Source organism: Halomonas daqiaonensis, assembly GCF_900109725.1.
GTDB lineage: Bacteria > Pseudomonadota > Gammaproteobacteria > Pseudomonadales > Halomonadaceae > Halomonas > Halomonas daqiaonensis.
The window spans coordinates 1-19,401 of sequence record NZ_FOBC01000025.1 but is presented as its reverse complement, the minus strand read 5'-3'; the positions used below and the strand labels follow the sequence as shown (position 1 = coordinate 19,401).

Below are 19,401 nucleotides of genomic sequence, written 5' to 3'. Positions count from 1 at the left end.
GTCGCGATTGGAGGCCGCAGACCTCCCCGGCAAAGAGCATCCAGCTTTAGGGCGCCTGCCGGCGCCATCGCGCAGCAAGCTGTGCCCACAAGGGCATCGCACGTCGTCGTGCCCTCAGAGCTGTCGCTCTCCCCGGGTCGAGCGCAGCAGCACCTTGTCCAGCGCTCGGGTGCCCAGGAGGCGCTTGAGGTTGCCGAACAGGTGAGTCGGCACTGTCACGTAGTAACGCGCCTTGGGGCGCGGGCTCTCCAGGGCGTGCACCAGCTTGTCGGCCACGGCTTCGGCGCCGAGGGTAAAGCGCCCACCGCCGTCATTGCCGGCCAGCCGTGCCTCGACGGCGCGGTAGGTCTCGGCATGGGCGCTGTTGGCGGTGTCGATGTGTGCCATGAAGGCCCGGTAAGCGTTCTCGCGGAAGCGGCTGCTGATGGGGCCCGGCTCGATCAGGCTAACGTGGATGCCGCTGCCGGTGAGCTCCAGGCGCAGGGTGTCGGTGAGCCCCTCCAGGGCGAACTTGGAGCAGACATAGGCGCCGCGGTAGGGCAGGGCGGCCAGGCCCAGCACCGAGCTGTTCTGCACGATGCGCCCGTGTCCCTGGCGGCGCATCGCCGGCAACACCCGGCAGGTGAGCTCGTGGGTACCGAGCAGGTTGGTCTCCAGCTGGGCGCGCAGCACCTCGCGGCTGAGGTCCTCCACGGCCCCGGGCTGGCCATAGGCGGCATTGTTGAATAGCGCATCGAGCCGTCCGCCGGTCGCCTCCAGCACCGCGGCGACACAGGCCTCGATCGAGGCGCTGTCTTCCAGTTCCAGCGGCAGGGCCTCATGGCCGGCCTCGCGCAGCCGGGCCAGGTCTTCCTCGCGCCGGGCGGTGGCGAACACCCGCCAGCCACGGCCGGCCAGGGCCTTGGCGGCGGCTTGGCCGATGCCGCTGGAGCAGCCGGTGACCAGCACGCTGCGGGGAGATGCATCGGGAGAAGCGGGCATCGGCGGCACTCCTGAGGGGTCGAAGATCGGATTCCGGGGCATTGATTATGCCCGGAGGCTGAACCCCCGCACACTGTCGCCTGGCGCGCGGCCATGCAAGCCAGCCACGAAGCCCCTACAATGCGGCCCTGTTCCGAGGTCGAACCGCCATGTCCGAATCCCCCTCCCATGATGTCGACCGCTTCGCTCGGCTGACCGAACTGTTGGCCGAATGGCAGCCACTGTGGCGGCCCATGCCATTCCAGCATCGTCGGCTCCCCTGGGCCCAGGCGTATCCCGAGCTCGCCGAAAGCCTGCGAGCACTCGATGACGATGAGTGCTTGCGGCTTCAGGCCGATCCCTTTACCGATTGTCCCCTGGCCGAGTGGTTGCCGGTGGCGGAACTGGCAGCCCTGGTCGAACTCCCCGAGCTGGCTGCCGAGGGGCCGGATCTACCAGCGCAATGGGCCGAGCAGGTGGGTGGGCGCAAGTGGCAGCAGATCGAGGCCTTCGTACCGCGGATGGCAGCGCAGCCGGGCACCTCGTTACTGGAGTGGTGCGCGGGCAAGGGTCACCTGGCCCGGACCCTTTCCCGCCACCTCGACCGCGAGGTCGCCGGCCTGGAGTGGCAGGCCGCGCTCTGCCATGACGGCCAGGCGCTGGCCGAGCGGCAGGGGACCCAAGTACGGCTGGCGCAGCAGGACGTGCTGGCCCCCGGCGCCGCCCGCTGGCTCACGGCGGATACCCAGGTGGCGGCCCTGCATGCTTGCGGCGACCTGCACGGGCGGCTGATCGAGCTGGCCGCCGAGCAGGGCAGCGCCGTGACCTTGGCGCCATGCTGCTATCACCGCACCGCCCGGACGCACTATCATCCCTTCTCGCAGTGCGGACGCGAACTGGCAGCGGCCCACGGCTTCTCGCTCTCCCGCGAGGACCTGGCCATGGCGGTGCAGGAGACCGTGACCGCGCCGCGCCATGTGCGCCGTCATCGCGAGCGGGCCAATGTCTGGCGGCTGGGCTTCGATGCCCTGCAGCGCCAGGTGCGAGGCCTGGATGCCTACTTGCCGGTGCCCAGCCTGGCCTATGGCCGAATGCCTGACAGCTTCGAGGAATTCTGCCGCTGGGCGGCCGAGCGCAAGGGGCTGGTTCTGCCGGCGGATGTCGATTGGCACGCCTTCGAGCAGGAAGGTCAGCGACGCCAGGCCGAGGTCACCCGCCTGGAGCTTGTCCGCCATCTCTTCCGTCGCCCGCTGGAGGTGTGGCTGGTGCTGGATCGCCAGCGGCGCCTCGAGGCGGCGGGCTTCAGGGTCGAGCTCGGCACCTTCTGCGACCGGGAGCTGACACCGCGCAATCTGATGCTGCGTGCCTCGCGGTGATAGAGAGGGAGCTTCTACACTTCAGCTGTTTCCCTTGTTCGGAGGAACCCGCCCGGGAGGTGTGACATGAGCGATGCCAAGACCTATCACGGCGCCTGCTTCTGCGGTGCCGTTCAGCTGAGGGTGACCGGCGAGCCGGAGGCCATGGGCTACTGCCACTGCGAGGACTGCCGACACTGGTCGGCGGGCCCGGTGAACGCCTTCACGCTCTGGAAGCCGGAGGCGGTGGAAGTGGTGCAGGGGGCCGACATGCTGGCCAGCTACCACCGGACGCCGGCCAGCCTTCGCAAGTGGTGCCGGAGCTGCGGCGGGCATGTGTTGACCGAGCACCCTGAGCTCGGCTTGATCGATGTCTATGCCGCGGTGATACCCGACTTTCCCTTCACGCCGGGCATCCACGTCCACTATCAGGAGTCGGTGTTGCGGATCCCCGATGGCTTGCCCAAGATGCGCGACGTGCCCGCCGAGATGGGCGGCACGGGGGAGACCCTCGACGAGTGACGTGATCGGAGGACGTTACTCCTCCTCCCGCTTCGCCAGCCAGGCCTGGAAGTAGTCCTGGATGCGGCCTAGGGTGTGGGCGTACCACGTCTCGTCCTTGGTCAGGGCCCGTTCGGCATTCAGCGGATGGGTGGGGATGTGTAGCCGCATGTCCGCGCCGCTGTCGGGGTGGGTGGTGACGCGCACGGCCGCCGAGCGACGCGCCGGGCCATAGGGAATGTGCCGCGCCAGATCGGCGAGACGCTCGGTGGTGGTGGCGAAGCGCAGGAAGTCGCGGGCCGTCTCGGGATGCGGCGCGCCGCGGGGGATCGCCCAGGTCTCGTGCTCCTGGACCTGACCGTCCCAGAGGATCTCGATGGGCACTCCACGATTGACCATGGCATCGAAGAAGCGACCGTTGTAGCCCGAGGCCATCACCACCTCGCCCTCGGCCAGCAACCGCGGTGGCGTATCGCCGGCCTCCCACCAGTGGATCTCCTCCAACTCGTCGAGGCGCTCCAGCGCCAGGTCGAGGCCGCGCCGGGAGCTCAGCAGGCCATACAGCTCCTCGTGAGGAACGCGATAGGAGAGCAGCGCCCATTCCAGGTTGACCGCCGGGGTGCGCTGCAGCGCCCGGGGTCCGGGGAAGCGCTGCTGGTCGAAGAGGTCCTCGATGCCGTCGGGGCGCGTGCCGGGGAAGGCGTCTCGGCGATAGGCGACCACGGTGGCGAAGATGCTGTGGGTGATGGCGCAACGTCCGAAGGCATCGGGCACGAAGTCCTGCTGTGGCGGCGTGCCGTCCGGCGCCGATGCCAGCAGGTCGGGCGAGAGCGGTTCGAGTAGCCCCTCCGCGCAGGCGGCCATGGCTTCGCTGCGGGTCATGTCGATCAGGTCCCAGGGCACCTCGCCCTCGGCCACGGCGCGGCGCAAGTCCTCCAGGCCCCCATCGTACTGCGCCACTTCGATGCGCGTGCCGGTGGCTTGGGTATAGGGCGCGAAAAGGGCGGCCTGCTGGGCGCGCTCGTAGGCGCCACCCCAGCTTAGCACGCTGAGGGCGCCGTCGTCGGCCTGGCCGGGCGCAGCGGCGAACAGCGCCAGCCAGAGCACGCTCGCCAGCCGCTGGTTGCGCTTATCCTGTGCCATGTTCTTCCCGCCTCAGTTCGTCGCCGTGCGCCAGGTAGGCGCGGGTAATGCTCGTTTCGTAGACGACCCCCCGGAAGGCGTCGTCCGCGTCGGGGTCGACCACCGGCAGGGCCTCGCCGGTAACGTCCTGCAACTCGGCCATGGCATCCCACAGCGAGGTATCCGGGTGCAGTACCGGTCGCGCCAGGGTCGCCACCTCACCGACCCGCGCCGGCCCGGTTTCGGCCTCTCGTGCGGCCTCCAGGTCGGCCAGGCTCACGCAGCCCAGGTAGCGCCCCTTGTCATCGACCAGGTAGCCCTCGCCATGCCGGGCCCGACACAGGGTGGTCACCGCCTCGGCCACCGGGGTCTGTGGTTGCAGGATCACGCAGTCCTCGGTCAGGTGCTCGGCCACCGGGGTGTTGCGCAGCACGGCCCGTCCGCGTCCGGAAGAGAGGTCCAGGCCGCGGCGCTCGAGCTGGATGTCGAACAGCGAGCGGCCGAACAGCTGGGCGGCGATGGGGCTGGCCAGGGTCACGCTGGCCAGGGCGGCGGTGGTCAGCGCATAGCTTCCGGTCAATTCAAAGACGATCAGCAGGCTGGTCAGGGGCGCGCCGATCACCGGCGACGTCACCGCCACCATGCCGCACACGGCATAGAACACGAAGGTCTCCTGGGGCGCGCCGCTGAGCTGGCCGACCAGGCTGCCGCAGAGGGCTCCGAACAGGGTGCCGATGACCAGCGCCGGGCTGAACACCCCGCCGCTGAAGCCCATGCCCAGGCAGAGCCCCGTGGCGGCGATCTTGAGCACCAGTACCAGCAGCAGTTCGGTACTGCCGAAGGCGCCGGCGATGGTGGCGAAGCGCAGGGTCTCCTGGCCGATGCCGAGGATGTCGGGAATCCACAGGGCAGTGAGGCCCAGCAGGGCGCCCGCCAGGGCGGGGCGCATCGGCGCGGGAAGCGGCAGGGTGCCGGCCAGGCGTGTGACGCCGAGGATGGTGTGCATGTAGGCCCCGGCGACCAACGCCCCCAGGCCGCCGATGGCGAGGAAGGCCACGAACTCCCAGGGGAGGGGCACGGCGGTGTCGGCGACGTGGAAGAGGGCGCCGCGGTCCAGCACATTGGTAGCAATCACATAGCCGACGAGGGCCGCCGCGGCCACTGGGGCGAAGGCGCGCAGCGCGTAGTGGCGCAGCACCACCTCGTGGGCGAAGACGATGCCCGCCAGGGGGGCGTTGAAGGCGGTGGCGATGGCCGCGGCCACCCCGCAGGCGATGGTGATGTTGTCATCGGAGCGCCCCAGGCGCAGCAGCCGTGCGACCTGTGAGCCCAGGGTGGCGCCTAGATGGACCAGGGGACCGTACTGTCCCACCGAGGCCCCGGACCCCAGCGATACCAAGGCACTCAGTGCCGAGATTCCCCCGGCCCCGGCCGGCAGCCGGCCGCGGCGGGTCTGCACCGCGGCGATCACGTCGGCCGGGGTGTGGGGGCGTTGCTCGGGGATCTTGAGGTGCAGCAGGCCGACCATCAGGCCACCCAGTGCGGGTACCGCGATCGTGGTGGCCATCAGCAGCCCGGGATGGTCGAACATCATGCGGCTGCGTGGCGAGATCAGCAGCAGGTCATTGAGGGCTAGTACCGCGCTGACGAAGGCGACGGAGAGCAGGGCGGCAACGGCACCGACGATGGCCCCCAGGAGCACCAGGCCCAGGAAGCGGACGACGGACAGTGGACCACGGCCGGAAGCCGGGCGTGCTGGAGGAGAGCCCATGTTCAAGGTGTAGGCGGACAGCCAGCACAGGGCAAGTGCCGCCGTAAACTGTCAGCTCCCGTTCCCTGCGTGTCCTGTGCGGCCCTTGGGCGCGTCGCGTCAGGCGGCCTGGGCCTCGTCGGCCTTGCCGAAGCGGCGGTGTAGCCAGGCGTTGATGTCGTCGGACTCGTAGAGCCACTCGGTGGTGCCGTCATCGTGGACGATCTTCAGGCAGGGCACCTTGACACGGCCGCCGCCTTCGGCGAGCTCGCGGCGGTGCTCGGGGTCGAGCTGGGCGTCGCGCCGCTCGATGTTCAGGCCCAAGCGGGCGATCTCCTTGCGCACCTTGATGCAGAACGGGCAGGTGCGGAACTGGTAGAGCGCCAGGTTCCGGCACGCTTCGTCGACTCGGGCCTGCTCTTCGGCGCTGCGTTCGATGGCCTGGGGGGTGGAAAGCTTCTCGGAGACCAGCATGACCGGCGCCAGCACCAGGCGCAGGCCGCGGAAGAAGGTACGAATCAGGATTCTCATCGGCAGTGATCAACCTCGCGGACGATGGGTGGGTAAGGGGCGCCCATGATGCCTGTCGTGGCCTCGGGTTGCGAGAATCTCGACCGTCCGGGCGCTCAGGGTTCGACGGGCGGGAAGCGTGCCAGCACTTCCTGAGGCTCTCCGTCGCGACGAATCTCCAGCGGCAGCAGGGTGCCCGGGGCCTGGCGATTGACCACGGCGATGAGGTCGGCGGGATGCTCTATGGGCAGGCCGGCGGCGGTGACGATGACATCGCCCTCGGCGAGGTTGGCAGCCTCGGCCACGCTCCCGAGTGAGATTCCGTCGATGCGCACACCGTCCGCATGGTCGTCGATCATCACGCCGAGGCGTGGCGGGTCGGGCGGCTGGAAGGCAGATTCGTCACCCAGCACGTAGAGGGCATCGGCCTTCTCGAGCGGTGGCTGGCAGTCCGGGCCCGGCGCCCAGGGCAGCAGGCTTTGGTAATTACGAAGGCCCAGGTCGTAGAGCTGGTAAGGCACGCCGTCGCCGTCGGCCAGGTGGCCCTCGCCCAACAATCCCGCCACCAGGCTGCCGTCCGCGGCGGCATCCACCAGGGCCGTGGCCATGGCACGGTCCCAGACCAGCTGGGCCGCGATGAAGCGCTCGAGGTCCGCCGGGTCGTCGTCGCGGTCGATGTGTTCGGTGTAGATCTCCTCCAGCGATTCTCGGTAGGCGGGCCGGGCCGGGGCCGGCGGCGTGAGGCCGAAGCGCTCCGACTCGGGCACCGCCTCCCAGCCCTCGGTGGCCAGGCGACCGCGCAGCTCGGGGGTCACATTGAGCGCCAGCAGCGGGATTCGCTGCATGCGTGCAAAATGCAGGATCGGCAGATAGAGGTCGGGGTCGAAGCCCCAGGCCCGATGCCAGTCGCTCTGCTCGAGAAAGGCCGCCTCGTCGAGCTTGCCGGCCACCCAGGCGTCCAGCGTCGACTGAGCCTCGCGGGGCAGCATCTCCAGACCGATCACCATCTCCGTGCGATGGGCATGCAGGGCGGCCAGGGTGTGCAGCTGCCAGCGGTGGTGATCAAGGCGGTCGTGCTGTTCGCCGAGCAGCACCACCTCTGTTTCGGCGAGCTCGGCCACCAAGTCGGCGGTGGTCTGCGTCTTGCCCTCGGCGACCTGCCACTGGCCGGGGGTGGGACAACTATCGGCCTGGGCGGCGAGTGGCGCCAGCGAGGCCAGCAAAACTCCGAGGCAGAGGGATCGAAAACGGAAGGAGCAGGACCGCGACATCGGCGACTCTCGGTGGATGGGCATCGGTCCAGCCTACCCCGAGGTCCGCTGGGCGAAAAGTGCCCCGACGATGATAGCCCTGGCGATGACGGGGCCGCGGCGCTTGGGCGATACTGGCGCCGACGTCGTCCATGGTGGGCGACCCTCGACCAGAGGGAGAGACGTGATGGGACCACTCCCGAGAAGCGCCGGCCACCTGGCGGCGATGCTGCTCGCCGGACTCTTGCTCGTGGGCTGTGACGGGGAGGCGCCGGTCACCGAGGCGCCCCTGCCGGTGCTGGTGAACAACCCCGAGGCCCATGACGACAGCCGAGTCGCCACCCAGGGCGTGGTGCGCCATTTCGAGGAGCCGCTGCACTACTGGATCGAGGACGAGGACCTCAACCGGGTCGAGATCTTTCCCCACGAGCGGATCGCCCCCCATCTGGGCGAGGCCGTGCGGGTCAAGGGCCATTTCCGTTTCTCGCCCCGGGAGGGACGACGGCTGACGCTGGAGAGCGTTGAGCGGCTGGAGAGCATTGAGCGGTTGGATAGCGTCGAGCGGCTGGAGGCCGAGTGATGCCAGCGGCAGGGAGCGAAACCTGGCGGGTCGTCCAGGACCGGCTGGGAGAGCGCCCCTCCCTCCCGGCAGGACAGGGACGCATCGAGGCGATCGATCTGGCTCGGGGCGTCGCCATCTCGCTGATGATCGTGAGCCATGCGGTGAGCGGACTGCTGGGCACCGGCCAGGTGCCCGAGTGGGGAATGGTGCCGATCCATCTGCTCACCAAGTTCTCCTCGTCATTGTTCATCACGGTGTTCGGCATCGCCCTGGCGGTGGCCTTCCTGCCCAGGACCGATGCGCCCGACTGGCCCCGGCGGCGCCTGAAACTGATGTTGCGCGGGGTCGAGGTGCTGTTCTGGTACAAGGTGCTGACCGTCGTCGAGATGCTGCCGCTCTACGGCCCGCAGGACATCCTCGATACGCTGCTCTACCAGCGTTCCGCGATCTGGGTGGAGATACTCGGCTTCTATGCCATCGCCCTGCTGTGGCTGCCCTGGGTACTGCCGCTGTGGTGCAGGATGCCACTCTGGTCGCGGCTCGTCGCTCCGCTGGCCGTGGCGCTGCTGGCCGGCTGGCTGGAGCGTCATTTTGCCTTCTGGGGGATCGAGCCGCTCAAGGCGATCCTCGTCGAGGACGACGACCACTACACCTGGGGACAGCTCTCGCGCTTGCCGCTGGTGATGCTCGGCCTGCTGATCGGCGAGAGGGTGCTGCGCTGCAGGGAGCGCGATGCGCTGCGCCGTCGCCTGGTGCCGGGCCTGGCCGGGGTCGGCGCGGCCATGCTGTTGGGGTTCGTTGCCGTCTCGCTGCCCGGCCTCGACGAGGCGCTGATGGCGGTGGCCCGCAATACGGGCAAGCACCCGCCGGCGCTCGACTTCATGCTCTTCAGCCTCGGCGGGGCGCTGCTGGTGCTCGCCCTCTGCCTGGCGGGCGGCGCGCGTGCCGCCGCCTGGCTGCGGCCGATCACGGTCGTCGGCTCGGATGCGCTCGCGGCCTTCACCTTCCACATCGTGGTGATCTTCGCAATCTTCCGCCTGCTGCTCGAGGCCTGGCAGGTTTACAGCTACCCCCAGGTGCTGGGTATCGGCCTGGCGTTGGTGCCAGCAACCGCGGCCTGGATTGCCCTGACCCGCTGGATCGGAGCGCGGTCATGAGGCGCTGGCCGAACACGCCCTGCATGACATCGGCCGCATCCTGCGCGAGAGCGGGTAAGCAGGCGCTCCTGCTGTGGCATGCGGATCACGGACCTGCGCGCCATCCGGTTGCCGCGAGACGGGTGCCATGAAACACTCGTCGCAAAGCAGCACTTCTCCCCGATGATATCCTCGAGTCTATGACCCTCATGAATGCTTCCACGATTTTCCCCCTGGCCAGGTGCTGCCGGTCCCTGGTCCTGTCCCTTGCGCTGTTGTGCCTGCCGGCGGCGGCCATGGCCCAGGAGGAGTGGCCCCGCGGCCACTACCCGCTGCCCGAATCGGGCAACATGGTCGGTGAGGTCTATTACGTCGAGACGCAGCCAGGACAGACGCTGCTCGACATCGGCCGCGAGCATAACGTCGGCTATGAGGAGATCCGTAACGCCAACCCGGACGTCAGCATCTGGGCGCCCGAGCCGGGCACCGAGGTTGAGATTCCGGCGCGTTACATCCTGCCGCCGGAGCGCCGGGAGGGGGTGGTGATCAACCTGTCCGAGCTGCGCCTCTACTACTATCCGGATACGGCGGAGGGCGAGACGCCCCGGGTGGAGACCTATCCCATCGGTATCGGCCGGGAGGGGTTCGATACCCCGCTGGGAGTGACCCAGACCACCATGAAAATCAAGGATCCGGCCTGGTACCCGCCCGAGTCCGTCCGCCGGGAGGCAAGGGAGAATGGCGAACCGCCGCCCGAGGTGGTGCCGCCGGGCCCGGACAACCCGCTGGGTCAGCACGCCATCTTGCTCGGCATCCCCGGCTACCTGATCCACGGCACCAACCGCCCGGACGGTATCGGCATGCGCGCCAGTCGCGGCTGCATTCGCATGATGCCGGAGACCATCGAGGCGCTCTTTTCTCGCATCCCGGTCGGCGCCCGAGTCAACATCATCGACATGCCGGTGAAGGTGGGCCGGGAGGGCGATCGCCTCTACGTGCAGTCCTTCAAGCCGCTCGATCAGCAGGAAAACGGCATGGGTGACCTGCTGGAGGCACTCAACCAGCTGCAGGCGGATGAGAGCGCGGCCCACATTCCGGTGGACTATGCCCGGCTGCGCGAGTCGCTGGAGTCCGTCAGCTGGCAGCCGGTCGAGCTGGCACCCCGGCCGGAAGAGGCCATCGAATCCGCGCCGCTGCAGTGGTTCGACGAGATCCTGGCCATGCGGCCCTGGTACGGCCAACTGGAGACATTTCAGGAGGGGTGACGGCGACCCGGTAGGGACGTTTCGATAACCCCTGAGGATGCTTATGAAGACGCCTCTGGCATGGTTGCTGCTCGTGGTGTTGATGGCCGTCTCCTGCCTGGGCGTGGCCCAGGAACAGGATCAGGAGACACGCTGGTACGCCGTCGATGCGCTGAATGCCGGCCTCGACCAGCCGCCCGACAAGGTTGAGCGCCAGACACCGCGGGACACGGTACGCAGCTTCCTGGCACTGACCGAACAGCAGGACCATGCGGCCGCGGCCCATCTCCTCAACCTCAACGAACTGCCCCGCGAGGAACAGGCCGAGCGCGGCGCGATGCTGGCCAGGCAGCTTGCCGTTGTCCTTCAGCGGGGAGAGTGGTTCAGCCTCTCCAGCCTATCCGCGCGTCAGGATGCCATGGTCATGGACGCCACTGGCCAGAACCCCCTTGCCGGCCAGCCGCGGCGCAACCTGAAGCTGGCCACGCTCGGGACCGATGGGCAGAGTTATCAGATTCGGGTTGCCCGCTACCGGGTGGGAGAGCAGCCCCCGGTCTGGCTGATTGCCCCGGAGACGCTCACCGTGATCCCCAGGCTCTATGAGGAATATGGCCCCTCCTGGCTGGAGGACCATATTCCGGAGCGCTTCCAGGGTTCCTTCGGCGTGCTGAAGCTCTGGGAATGGCTCGCCATCCCGGCCTTCCTTTTGACTACCGGGGTGGTGGGGTGGGGCATCCATGCGGTGACGGGGCTGCTGACCCGCGCCCTGCCTTCCGGACTTCCCAGCATCTTTGCCCAGATGATCAGGCTGCCCCTGGCCTTTATCGCCATGACGCTGTTGGCGCAGTGGTTGCTCGACTATGTGGTCTCTTTCTCGGGCATGATAACGGCCACGCTGCGAGTGCTGCTGATCATCATCATGGCCTGGGGCGTCGGCCTGATCGCGGTGCGTCTGGTGGATACGCTGCTGATCCGGATGACGCGCCGGCTGGTGGGCGAGATCGACGACACCAAGCCCCGCGACGATCGTCAGTTGCTGACCACCCTCTACGCGCTGCGTCGCGCCGTGATTCTGGTCACCGTGGTGAGCGTGGCCATCTTCGTGATCACCCAGGTCAGCCTCTTCGAGACCCTCGGCATGACGCTGCTGGCCTCGGCCAGTGTCCTGACGGTGCTGGTAGGGGTTGCGGGCCAGGCCGTGCTCGGCAACATCCTGGCCTCCTTCCAGGTCTCCCTGTCCAAGCCGATACGTATCGGCGATCTGGTGGTCTTCGAGGGCCAATGGAGTTATGTGGAAGCTATCTACTACACCTTCATTCGCTTGAGGACCTGGGACGAGCGGCGTCTGATCGTACCGGTGAGATACTTCGTCTCGAAGCCCTACGAGAACCTCTCCTCGAAGCAAGCCAAGCTCTACCAGACAATCGTCCTGACCCTCCATCTCAGCGCCGATGTGGCAACCCTCAGGGAGAAGTTCAAGGAGTTCGCGATGGCCGAGGATCAGGTCATCGAGCACCACAAGCTGGCCTGTTTCGTCACGGGACAGCACGAGGCAACCCAGCAGGTCTCCTTCTACCTGATGGGCCCCGAGCCCATGGCGGCCTGGGAAGCGGAGGCGAAGGTGCGCGAGAAGCTGCTGGCCTACATCCGCGACCATCATCCCGAGTGGTGGCCCAGAGACGTGGTGGTGCTCAGCCATCACGATATCGCCCGGGGCGACACTCCGGCGCACCGACACATCACGCGAGCGGCGACGGTGCGGGAAGTCGACGAATCGTCACCGCCCGGTGGCGAGCGGCCATCGACGGAGTAGGCGTTCTGTTCAGTTGTCGGGGGAGTCCGAGGCCTCCTCCTCTCCCTTCTTCTCCTCTCTTTCCTCGTCCTCGGGCTTCTCGTTTTCACCCTCTTCGTTCTCGGCCTCCTTCTTCTCGGCCTCGGCGGGGCGGCTCGCCATCACGGTGATCTCGACATGGGCAGAGCCGTAGAGGCGGGGCGACTGGGTGCAGGTACGTGCCGGGTAGCGTCTTGAGTCGAAGAACTCGGCATAGGCGGCATCCATATCGCGGATCAGTTCGAGGTCGGTGAGGTACACGTCGACGCGCACCACGTCGCACAAATCGCAGCCGACGGAGGTCAGCATGCGCTGTATGCTTCGCATCACCAGGCGGGTCTCCTCCGCTACATTGCCGATTATCGACTCGCCGCTCTGGATATCCTCAGCGGACATCCCCGAGAGGAAGACGTAGTTGTCGTCGATGACCATATGGCTGCCCGGAAAGAGCGGGATGGGCAGAGTGGCATCGTTGTGGAATTTCGGCATGGGATCTCCCTATCTGAGATGTTGGTACGTCTTGAGTCTAGCTGGTGCATGGGGCGTCGCCTCGATGCGCTGGCTTTCAGGAAGCTGGGCGCCTCGCCGCCGGTGTGGTATTGCTGTTCGCCGACCCTTTCCACGCCCTGGAGGCCCCATGCCACACGCCACCGACTTCCCGACCGCCGGCCCAAGGAAGCAGCGAAAGGGGAGGCTGACAGGATGACGGCGATCCGTCCCGCCGCGACCCTCGCCCTGGTACGCGACAGCAATCAGGGGCTGGAGGTCCTGCTGCTGCAGCGCACTTGGCAGGCGGCCTTCCTGCCCGGCTATTTTGTCTTTCCCGGCGGGGCCGTGGACCCACATGATCCGGATGTCCGCGCCTTTGTTTCGGGCCGCGATGATGCCGCCATCAGCCAGACCCTGAGCCTCGACGAGGGCGGGGCCGATTACATGATCGCGGCGCTGCGCGAGTGCCTCGAGGAGGCGGGCCTACTGCTGGCCGTGGATGGCCAGGGGCGCCTGCCGCCGGGGAACCATCCGGTGCTGACCGAGGGGCGCGAGGCCCTGCGGCGCGAGGAGACGAGCTTCCGAACACTCTGCGAGCACCATGGCCTCGAACTGCCGCTGGACCGGCTGGCCTACCTGGGCCACTGGGTCACTCCCCGGGGTGCACCGCGGCGCTTCGACACGCGCTTCTTCGTCGCCCTGGCCCCGCCGGACCAGCAGGCGGCGCATGACGGCAGCGAGACCATCGACCACGCCTGGCTGACCTCCGTCGAGGCCCTGGCCGCGCATCGTCAGGGCCAGATGGCGCTGGGCTATCCCACCCTGCGGACCCTGCGCCTGCTCGCCGACTTTGCTGATACCGAATCGCTGCTGCGCCACGCCCATGCCAACCCGCCGACGCCGCGCCCCAGCCGCCCCTGGCCGGCCCGCAAGGGCGGCGACGCCTGGCTGGTGGAGCCGGATGCCCCGGCCTATGCGGAGGTGCGCCGCCTGGATCCGCACCGGCAGGGCACGGCCAGCGCCGAGATCGAGCCCGGCCGGGCGGTCGAATTGGCGCCGGGGGTGACCCGGGTGACCGCGCCCAATCCCGGGGCGATGACCGGCCCCGGCACCAACAGCTATCTGCTGGGCGACGGCGATGACCATCTGGTGATCGATCCCGGTCCCGAGCAGCCGGCACATCTGGAACGATTGCTTGAGCTGGCTGGAGGAAAGATTTCCCAGGCGCTGGTCACCCACACCCATATCGACCACTCGCCTGGGGCCTCATGGCTCAAGGCGCGCACCGGCGCCCTGCTGGTGGGTCTGCCGCCGCCGCCCGGAGCCAGCCAGGACGCCGGCTTCGTGCCGGACTACCGGCCGCGTCAGGGCGAGTGCCTCACCACGCCCGTCGGCCCCCTCAAGGTGCTGCACACGCCGGGGCACGCCTCCAACCACCTCTGCTACCTGCTTGAGCCCGCGCGCCTGCTGTTCGCTGGCGACCAGGTGATGCAGGGCTCCACGGTGGTGATCAACCCGCCGGACGGCGACATGGCCGCCTACCTGGCCGCATTGCATGAGTTGGGGCAGGAACCCTTCGACACCATCGCCCCGGGCCACGGCTTCCTGATCGGCGAAGGCCATGCCGCCATCGACTTCCTGGTTACCCATCGCATGGCCCGGGAGCACAAGATGCGCCGAGCCCTGGCACGCCACGGGCCGGCGAGCCTGGAGTCGCTGACGCGCCACGCCTACGACGACGTGCCGGAGGAAAAGCTGGGAGTGGCGGCGCGTTCGGCGCTGGCCCATCTGCTCAAGCTCGAGGCCGAGGGGCGCGCCGAGCAGCAGGCGGGGCAGTGGATCTCCCGGGAGGGCTGAGGGCCGCTCATGCCCGGGCGGTCGTCTGGCCTATGCCCAGCGTTCGTCGGCGGTGAAGGCCACGGTGAACCAGCGCCGTTCCGGCGGCGGGCTCAACCCTGCGCTGATCTGTTCGCGGATCTCGTCGAGCACGGCGATACCCTGGCCCTGCCCGAAGGCGGGCGTGGTGACGATATGGATCTCGATATAGTGGCCGCGGCCGGCCTTGGCCACATGGCTGTAGTAGTTGAGCAGCCCCTCGCGCGCCATCACCGGCGCCATGGCGGCATGCACCTCCCGGTCGATCTCGCTCGGCGCGATCAACAGGACCTCTTTCATGGCGCGGCGCACGATGCCGATGGGCACCGGCATGAAGCTGGCCGTCAGCACCATCAGCAGCACCGAGTCCACGTAGGGGGTGACATGCGCCCAGGCGGTGCCCTGCAGGAAGCGGGCGATGACGAAGGCCACCAGCAGGGAGGTGGTGATCAGCGCCGCCATCAGCCAACCCTGCATGTCGATGCGCACGAACTCGGAATCGGCGGTGCGGTTGATACGCCGCTGGTAGTCGGTCATGACGAAGCAGACGATGGCCACCACCACGGCGTAGCCGATGGCCAGGTCGAAGGCGAGCTCGCGGCCGCCTTCGCGCAGGTCGAGCAGGGCGGTGAGGAAGGCATAGAAGCAGAGCAGCATCAGGATGCTGCCGTTCAGTGCTGCGACCAGCGGCTCCAGGTGCCAGTAGCCGTGCTGGAAGCGTTCGCTGGCCTCGCGTACGGCGAGCCGCGCCACGAAGAGCGCCAGCCCCGACATGGCGGCATCGATGGTGGAGAAGACGCCGTCGAAGAGGATCGACTGCGAGCCGGCAAGCAGGCCGAAGATGACCCCCAGGCTGGCGACTCCCAGGGTCATGAGGATGGAGAGCTTCAGTGCGCGCTGCTCGAGGGTGGCTTGCATGGACGGGGCTCGGTGTATCAGGGAATCCCTATACTAGCCGAGCCCTTTCAGTGAGAGAAATGCCGCCAGGGCAGTGCGGCTGCATCGCGCAGCCGTCTCTCTGTAAATCAGCCCCTCAGCTCACCCTCGCTAGTTCCTTGGTTACCTCCGCCATGCTGTCGTAGGTGTGCTCGCCGAACCTTTCCAGCGTTTGCATCTCCTCGTCGCTCGCCCTTGTGCGGGCGTGCGCCTTGAGCTCGTCGCGGCTCGCCGGAAACTCCATGCCGGCAAACAGGCTGGCGAAGCGGGCGGCGGATGGTGCCTGCATGGCACGCTCGCCGCCGGTCTTGCTCGGCTGGTTGTCGGGGAGCTTCTGGTGGCTACGCAGCTCACCGAAGGCGCGCGCCACTTCGGCCGCATCGCGATACTCACGAGCGGGCAGTCGCTCAACGATGCCACGCACCTCGCGGTTATCGTCATCGATGGCCTCGATCAGCTCGCTGCGTTCCTTGGGAAACGCCACGCCTCTCAGCGCCCTCTCGATATCCGCGGCGGAAACCGCCTGCCTGGGGTGGGAGGTCTGCATGTGCCGCTCATAGCGAGACTTCTGCTCGAACTCGTCACCACAGATTTCACAAACGAACTGTCCCATCAGCGCACGTCCCCAAAGGCTTTCTGAATGTCGGCCATCGTCTCGTACTGCTCGCCGGGAAGCTCGTTCAGCACCTCGACGATCTCTTTGGAGGCGTCGTTGGCCTTGGCCTGCTTGACCAGGTCGGCCTTCCTGCAAGGGAAATCCACGCCCTTGAGGGCCATGGCGATGCCGGATGCCGAGTCCGTTTGGCGAGCCTTCCTGCCGCCGCGCTCTCCGCCCTTGCTGAAGTCGCCCTCAGGCTCGCGTGACTCGGGCTTCATCCGTGGTTCCGTGAGCTTGCCGGCCCCCAGTGCCTCGGTGGGCCACTCCTGTTCGTTCAGCCCCAGGGTCTTGAACAGCGCCGCCTTACCGGTGATCGAGATGCCTTCTTCACTCAGATCGTCGTTCGCGCCGATGAGCAGCAGCTGAGCGTCCTCGTAGTCGAGCAAACGGCTGTCGTCGATGTCGATCCAGCGCTTCTCGGCAAACTTCTCCTGCAGAGACTTGGGATAGTCGGGCTTGGCATCCGGGAAACCAGGCACGTCGATGGCCGGATTGCGCACCGAGATCACATAACTTGCCTCGGCCAGAATGCCCAGCTCCGTCTGTGCCTCGTGGGGCTTCTCCGGGCTTGTCAGGCGATAGGCCAGGCGAGAGCTGTCATTGCGCGCAAGGATCGCGTAGCGCCCCTCGGCAACGGGAATGGCCTCGCCCTGTTCCCGCTCGCCGCGGGTCCTGGTCTCGTATTCCAACGGCGCCAGGGCCTCGCCGACCTTTTCGGGCTTGCCCGTCAGGTCGTTGATCATCCACTCGCGCGTGGTGGATTTCGGCTCGTCCTTGACGATCTCCGGCATCCGCTTCTTGCCTACCAGCAACAGGCGGGCGGTATCGACAGCGTCCGGCACCAGAATCAGATACAGGCGTTGCACGTCGTCAAGGTTCCGAACCTTGTCGGCATCGACCCTTGGCCGGTAGAAAAAGTAGATGTCGCCTTCCTCTATGGTGTTTGCCATTTAGCACCTGCTTCGCCGAATCGGGCGTATCGGGGTAGGAGAAACACCCTTCTGAATTAGCAGAAAGCCACCCACCATGTAAAGCCGGCACCAGCGGGTCGTGGCCCCCTCCATGAGGCCAATGAGGAGCAGGAAATCGGGACCTACCTCTGTTCTACTCTATAATCGCCACTGTAGAAGCGACGTGCTGGCATCATCGACTACCGGCAGGCCGAGGGCAGTCCGATGCTCAAAGACCACTTGGGGGCGATACCCTCGTATCGAGACACGTATGGAGTACTGGGCTAGGTCGGTAGCGTGGAAGAACTTCATCACCTCGGGAGGGCGCTCCACACCGGAAGAACCCGACTATCTCCGTCTGAGCATCATGAACATGATCGCCGGGGCGGGGTGTGTGGCCTTTCTGCTCTTTCTCGTCCTGGACTTGAGTGGGCTGGTCGGCTGGTCGGCGTTTCGTATTACGGTCAACCTGCTGGGCATCGCCGTGACGCTTGTTGTGCTCATTGCGTTGCGGGCAGGCGCACCCATAGGAGTGATGGCTAAACTGGCTCACCTCGCCATGTTCGCCCTCCTGCTGCTGCTGGCTCTGGCAAGAGGCGAGAGCGTCATCGCTATCACCATACCCTTGATCTACCCCGCGCCTGCCTACCTGCTGCTGGACTCGGTCGCCCGGGCCAGCATCGGGACAGCGCTGATGCTCCTGTGTCTGTATGCCATCATACTCACCAGTTCCGGGGGATTTTTCGAGAATACGGGTGCCGTGTTGGACGGTGCGATGTCCATCACGCTTGCCATGGCTTTCCAGGCGGCAGTGATGGCCCTGTATCTGCGCAGCCGACAGTCGTCCATGGCCAGGCTGAAGTCACTGAGAGATATCCTTGCCTTTCAGTCAACTCATGACCAGTTGACCGGTCTGCTGAACCGCTACATCTTTGATGACGTCATCGGCCGGGAGATGAGGCGGCGTTCCGATGACCGGCTGTTCGCGTTCCTGATGTTCGATATCGATCATTTCAAGGGTTACAACGACACGCTCGGTCACCCCGAGGGGGATGAGCTGCTGAAGCGAATCTCGAAGACCGTGCAAGGGCTCTTCAATCGCGCCGAGGACCATATATTTCGGCTGGGTGGAGAGGAGTTCGGGATCGTGTTCCGTCCCCGGGACCGGGCCGAAGCCGCATTGATGGCGGATCGGCTGCTGGAGGCCATCGAGTCCATGGAAGTGCCCGCCCAGTGTGGCCCGCATCGGTACATCACTGCATCCGGCGGTCTGCTGTGCCGAACACCCGGGCCGGGCCCTGAGCCCGAGACCATCTATCGGCTGGCCGACCAGGCAATGTACCGGGCCAAGCAGGCGGGTCGGGCCCGTTGGATGGAGGCCGAAGACGAAAATGGGAAAATCGGGGGCACGGTCTAGACCCTGTCAGAAAAAACTGCTTGCGAGCAACTTTCTGACCTGAATTCAAGCCATACTTTCAAGCCGAAATTACCCATTGTCACTCTATAGCCCGCCATGGTTCCGAGTTGAAGGGAGCCGTACCGGCTCGACCGAACGGCACCGAGAGTCCATGCTGAACGTTTTGAACTTGGCCTCTCCAGTTTGGGAGTAATGGCCTGCAGGTGCCAAGAGAGCTGAATGTGGCAGGGTATCGGGTTGGAACATGGCTTTTCACAGCAATGGAGTTGCTATGAAACATTTCGAAAAGAGCGAGCATGTGGCACGCCGAAGCCTCTCCATGCTGGCTCGGTTTGCCCGTTACGAGTTTGCGGCGCTGCTGAGCGTAGTAGTACTTTCCGCCGGGGTCTGGGGATTCGTCGAGTTGGCCGATGAGGTCTCCGAAGGTGACACCCAGAGCATCGATGAGACCCTGCTGCTCTCATTGCGCAACCCTGCTGATCACACTGACCCGCTCGGCCCATCCTGGTTACAGGAGCTAGCAGGCTGTCGGGTTTTCGATAACGTCGTGCGATACTCGCATCATGCCGCCATCACCGGAACGACGCCATGAGCCGCTTCATCCCTGTTGACCGCCAGACCGACTATCTTCTGCCGCCTTCCGTGGATGAGTGGCTGCCCGATGACCACCTGGCGCGCTTCGTCGTGGAGGTGGTCGAGCAACTGGATCTCTCGGCACTGACGCGTCGCTACGCCGGCCGGGGGCACAAGGCGCATCACCCGGGTGTACTGCTGAGCCTGCTGGTCTACGGCTATGCCACCGGGGTGTATTCCAGCCGCAAGATCGAGCGCGCCACCTATGACTCCGTGGCCTTC

Annotated in this window: 19 protein-coding genes; 10 read left to right on the top strand and 9 right to left on the bottom strand. The window is 66.7% G+C overall.

Going from position 1 to position 19,401, the window contains the following annotated elements; genetic code table 11:
• Window positions 1–114: 114 nt before the first annotated feature.
• Window positions 115–981, bottom strand: coding sequence for an SDR family oxidoreductase (locus tag BMY30_RS15915; RefSeq protein ID WP_089715504.1), 867 nt, complete (start codon window positions 979–981; stop codon window positions 115–117).
• 149 nt (window positions 982–1,130) lie between these two features.
• Here BMY30_RS15915 and BMY30_RS15910 point away from each other — a divergent pair, with 149 nt between their 5' ends.
• Together BMY30_RS15910 and BMY30_RS15905 are read left to right on the top strand one after the other, a co-directional pair.
• Entirely contained in the window at window positions 1,131–2,336 is a 1,206-nt protein-coding gene (locus BMY30_RS15910) for a methyltransferase (RefSeq protein ID WP_089715502.1), read from the top strand.
• Between the two features lie 66 nt (window positions 2,337–2,402).
• Window positions 2,403–2,837 (top strand): GFA family protein, encoded by a 435-nt coding sequence (locus tag BMY30_RS15905; RefSeq protein ID WP_089715500.1) that lies wholly within the window; start codon window positions 2,403–2,405, stop codon window positions 2,835–2,837.
• 15 nt (window positions 2,838–2,852) lie between these two features.
• On the opposite strand, the gene BMY30_RS15900 is transcribed toward BMY30_RS15905, so the two are convergent.
• The 4 genes from BMY30_RS15900 to BMY30_RS15885 form a co-directional block, all read right to left on the bottom strand.
• Complete coding sequence (locus BMY30_RS15900) at window positions 2,853–3,959, bottom strand: extracellular solute-binding protein (RefSeq protein WP_089715498.1); 1,107 nt, start codon at window positions 3,957–3,959, stop codon at window positions 2,853–2,855.
• Window positions 3,946–5,709 (bottom strand): chloride channel protein, encoded by a 1,764-nt coding sequence (locus BMY30_RS15895; RefSeq protein WP_089715496.1) that lies wholly within the window; start codon window positions 5,707–5,709, stop codon window positions 3,946–3,948. Before BMY30_RS15895 ends, BMY30_RS15900 begins: the two co-directional genes overlap by 14 nt.
• A gap of 99 nt (window positions 5,710–5,808) precedes the next feature.
• Entirely contained in the window at window positions 5,809–6,219 is a 411-nt protein-coding gene (locus tag BMY30_RS15890) for a glutaredoxin family protein (protein ID WP_089715493.1), read from the bottom strand.
• Between the two features lie 95 nt (window positions 6,220–6,314).
• Window positions 6,315–7,493: a ChaN family lipoprotein gene (locus tag BMY30_RS15885; protein WP_244516246.1), complete on the bottom strand. Its 1,179-nt coding sequence runs from the start codon at window positions 7,491–7,493 to the stop codon at window positions 6,315–6,317.
• A gap of 142 nt (window positions 7,494–7,635) precedes the next feature.
• On the opposite strand from BMY30_RS15885, the gene BMY30_RS15880 reads away from it, so the two are divergent.
• The 4 genes from BMY30_RS15880 to BMY30_RS15865 all read left to right on the top strand — a co-directional run bounded on the left by BMY30_RS15880 (window position 7,636) and on the right by BMY30_RS15865 (window position 12,203).
• A complete protein-coding gene (locus BMY30_RS15880) occupies window positions 7,636–8,028 on the top strand; it encodes a hypothetical protein (RefSeq protein ID WP_089715489.1) in 393 nt (130 codons plus the stop codon).
• Window positions 8,028–9,167 carry a heparan-alpha-glucosaminide N-acetyltransferase domain-containing protein gene (locus BMY30_RS15875; protein WP_089715487.1) on the top strand — a complete coding sequence of 380 codons (1,140 nt, stop codon included), beginning with the start codon at window positions 8,028–8,030 and terminating at the stop codon, window positions 9,165–9,167. Before BMY30_RS15880 ends, BMY30_RS15875 begins: the two co-directional genes overlap by 1 nt.
• Window positions 9,168–9,355: 188 nt before the next feature.
• Window positions 9,356–10,411 carry a L,D-transpeptidase family protein gene (locus BMY30_RS15870; RefSeq protein ID WP_089715565.1) on the top strand — a complete coding sequence of 352 codons (1,056 nt, stop codon included), beginning with the start codon at window positions 9,356–9,358 and terminating at the stop codon, window positions 10,409–10,411.
• Window positions 10,412–10,454: 43 nt separating this feature from the next.
• Window positions 10,455–12,203 (top strand): mechanosensitive ion channel family protein, encoded by a 1,749-nt coding sequence (locus tag BMY30_RS15865; protein WP_089715485.1) that lies wholly within the window; start codon window positions 10,455–10,457, stop codon window positions 12,201–12,203.
• Window positions 12,204–12,212: 9 nt separating this feature from the next.
• On the opposite strand, the gene BMY30_RS15860 is transcribed toward BMY30_RS15865, so the two are convergent.
• On the bottom strand, window positions 12,213–12,710 hold the full coding sequence (locus tag BMY30_RS15860; RefSeq protein WP_089715483.1) for a RidA family protein: 498 nt from the start codon (window positions 12,708–12,710) through the stop codon (window positions 12,213–12,215).
• Window positions 12,711–12,923: 213 nt separating this feature from the next.
• Here BMY30_RS15860 and BMY30_RS18330 point away from each other — a divergent pair, with 213 nt between their 5' ends.
• Window positions 12,924–14,567 (top strand): MBL fold metallo-hydrolase, encoded by a 1,644-nt coding sequence (locus tag BMY30_RS18330; RefSeq protein WP_089715480.1) that lies wholly within the window; start codon window positions 12,924–12,926, stop codon window positions 14,565–14,567.
• Window positions 14,568–14,597: 30 nt separating this feature from the next.
• On the opposite strand, the gene BMY30_RS15850 is transcribed toward BMY30_RS18330, so the two are convergent.
• The 3 genes from BMY30_RS15850 to BMY30_RS18220 all read right to left on the bottom strand — a co-directional run bounded on the left by BMY30_RS15850 (window position 14,598) and on the right by BMY30_RS18220 (window position 17,129).
• Complete coding sequence (locus BMY30_RS15850; RefSeq protein WP_089715478.1) at window positions 14,598–15,503, bottom strand: cation diffusion facilitator family transporter; 906 nt, start codon at window positions 15,501–15,503, stop codon at window positions 14,598–14,600.
• Window positions 15,504–15,618: 115 nt separating this feature from the next.
• The gene (locus BMY30_RS15845; protein ID WP_089715476.1) at window positions 15,619–16,134 is read right to left on the bottom strand and encodes a DUF2795 domain-containing protein; all 516 of its coding nucleotides are present in this window, start codon (window positions 16,132–16,134) and stop codon (window positions 15,619–15,621) included.
• On the bottom strand, window positions 16,134–17,129 hold the full coding sequence (locus BMY30_RS18220; protein ID WP_244516245.1) for a DUF2795 domain-containing protein: 996 nt from the start codon (window positions 17,127–17,129) through the stop codon (window positions 16,134–16,136). The genes BMY30_RS15845 and BMY30_RS18220 overlap by 1 nt, the downstream gene beginning before the upstream one ends.
• A 367-nt stretch (window positions 17,130–17,496) precedes the next feature.
• Here BMY30_RS18220 and BMY30_RS15835 point away from each other — a divergent pair, with 367 nt between their 5' ends.
• From BMY30_RS15835 to BMY30_RS15825, 3 genes are all read left to right on the top strand, one after another.
• On the top strand, window positions 17,497–18,546 hold the full coding sequence (locus BMY30_RS15835) for a GGDEF domain-containing protein (RefSeq protein WP_170840171.1): 1,050 nt from the start codon (window positions 17,497–17,499) through the stop codon (window positions 18,544–18,546).
• Window positions 18,547–18,817: 271 nt separating this feature from the next.
• Window positions 18,818–19,138 carry a hypothetical protein gene (locus tag BMY30_RS15830; RefSeq protein WP_211607377.1) on the top strand — a complete coding sequence of 107 codons (321 nt, stop codon included), beginning with the start codon at window positions 18,818–18,820 and terminating at the stop codon, window positions 19,136–19,138.
• A partial coding sequence (locus tag BMY30_RS15825) for a transposase (protein ID WP_139195538.1) occupies window positions 19,135–19,401 on the top strand: 267 nt, incomplete at its 3' end. The genes BMY30_RS15830 and BMY30_RS15825, both read left to right, overlap by 4 nt.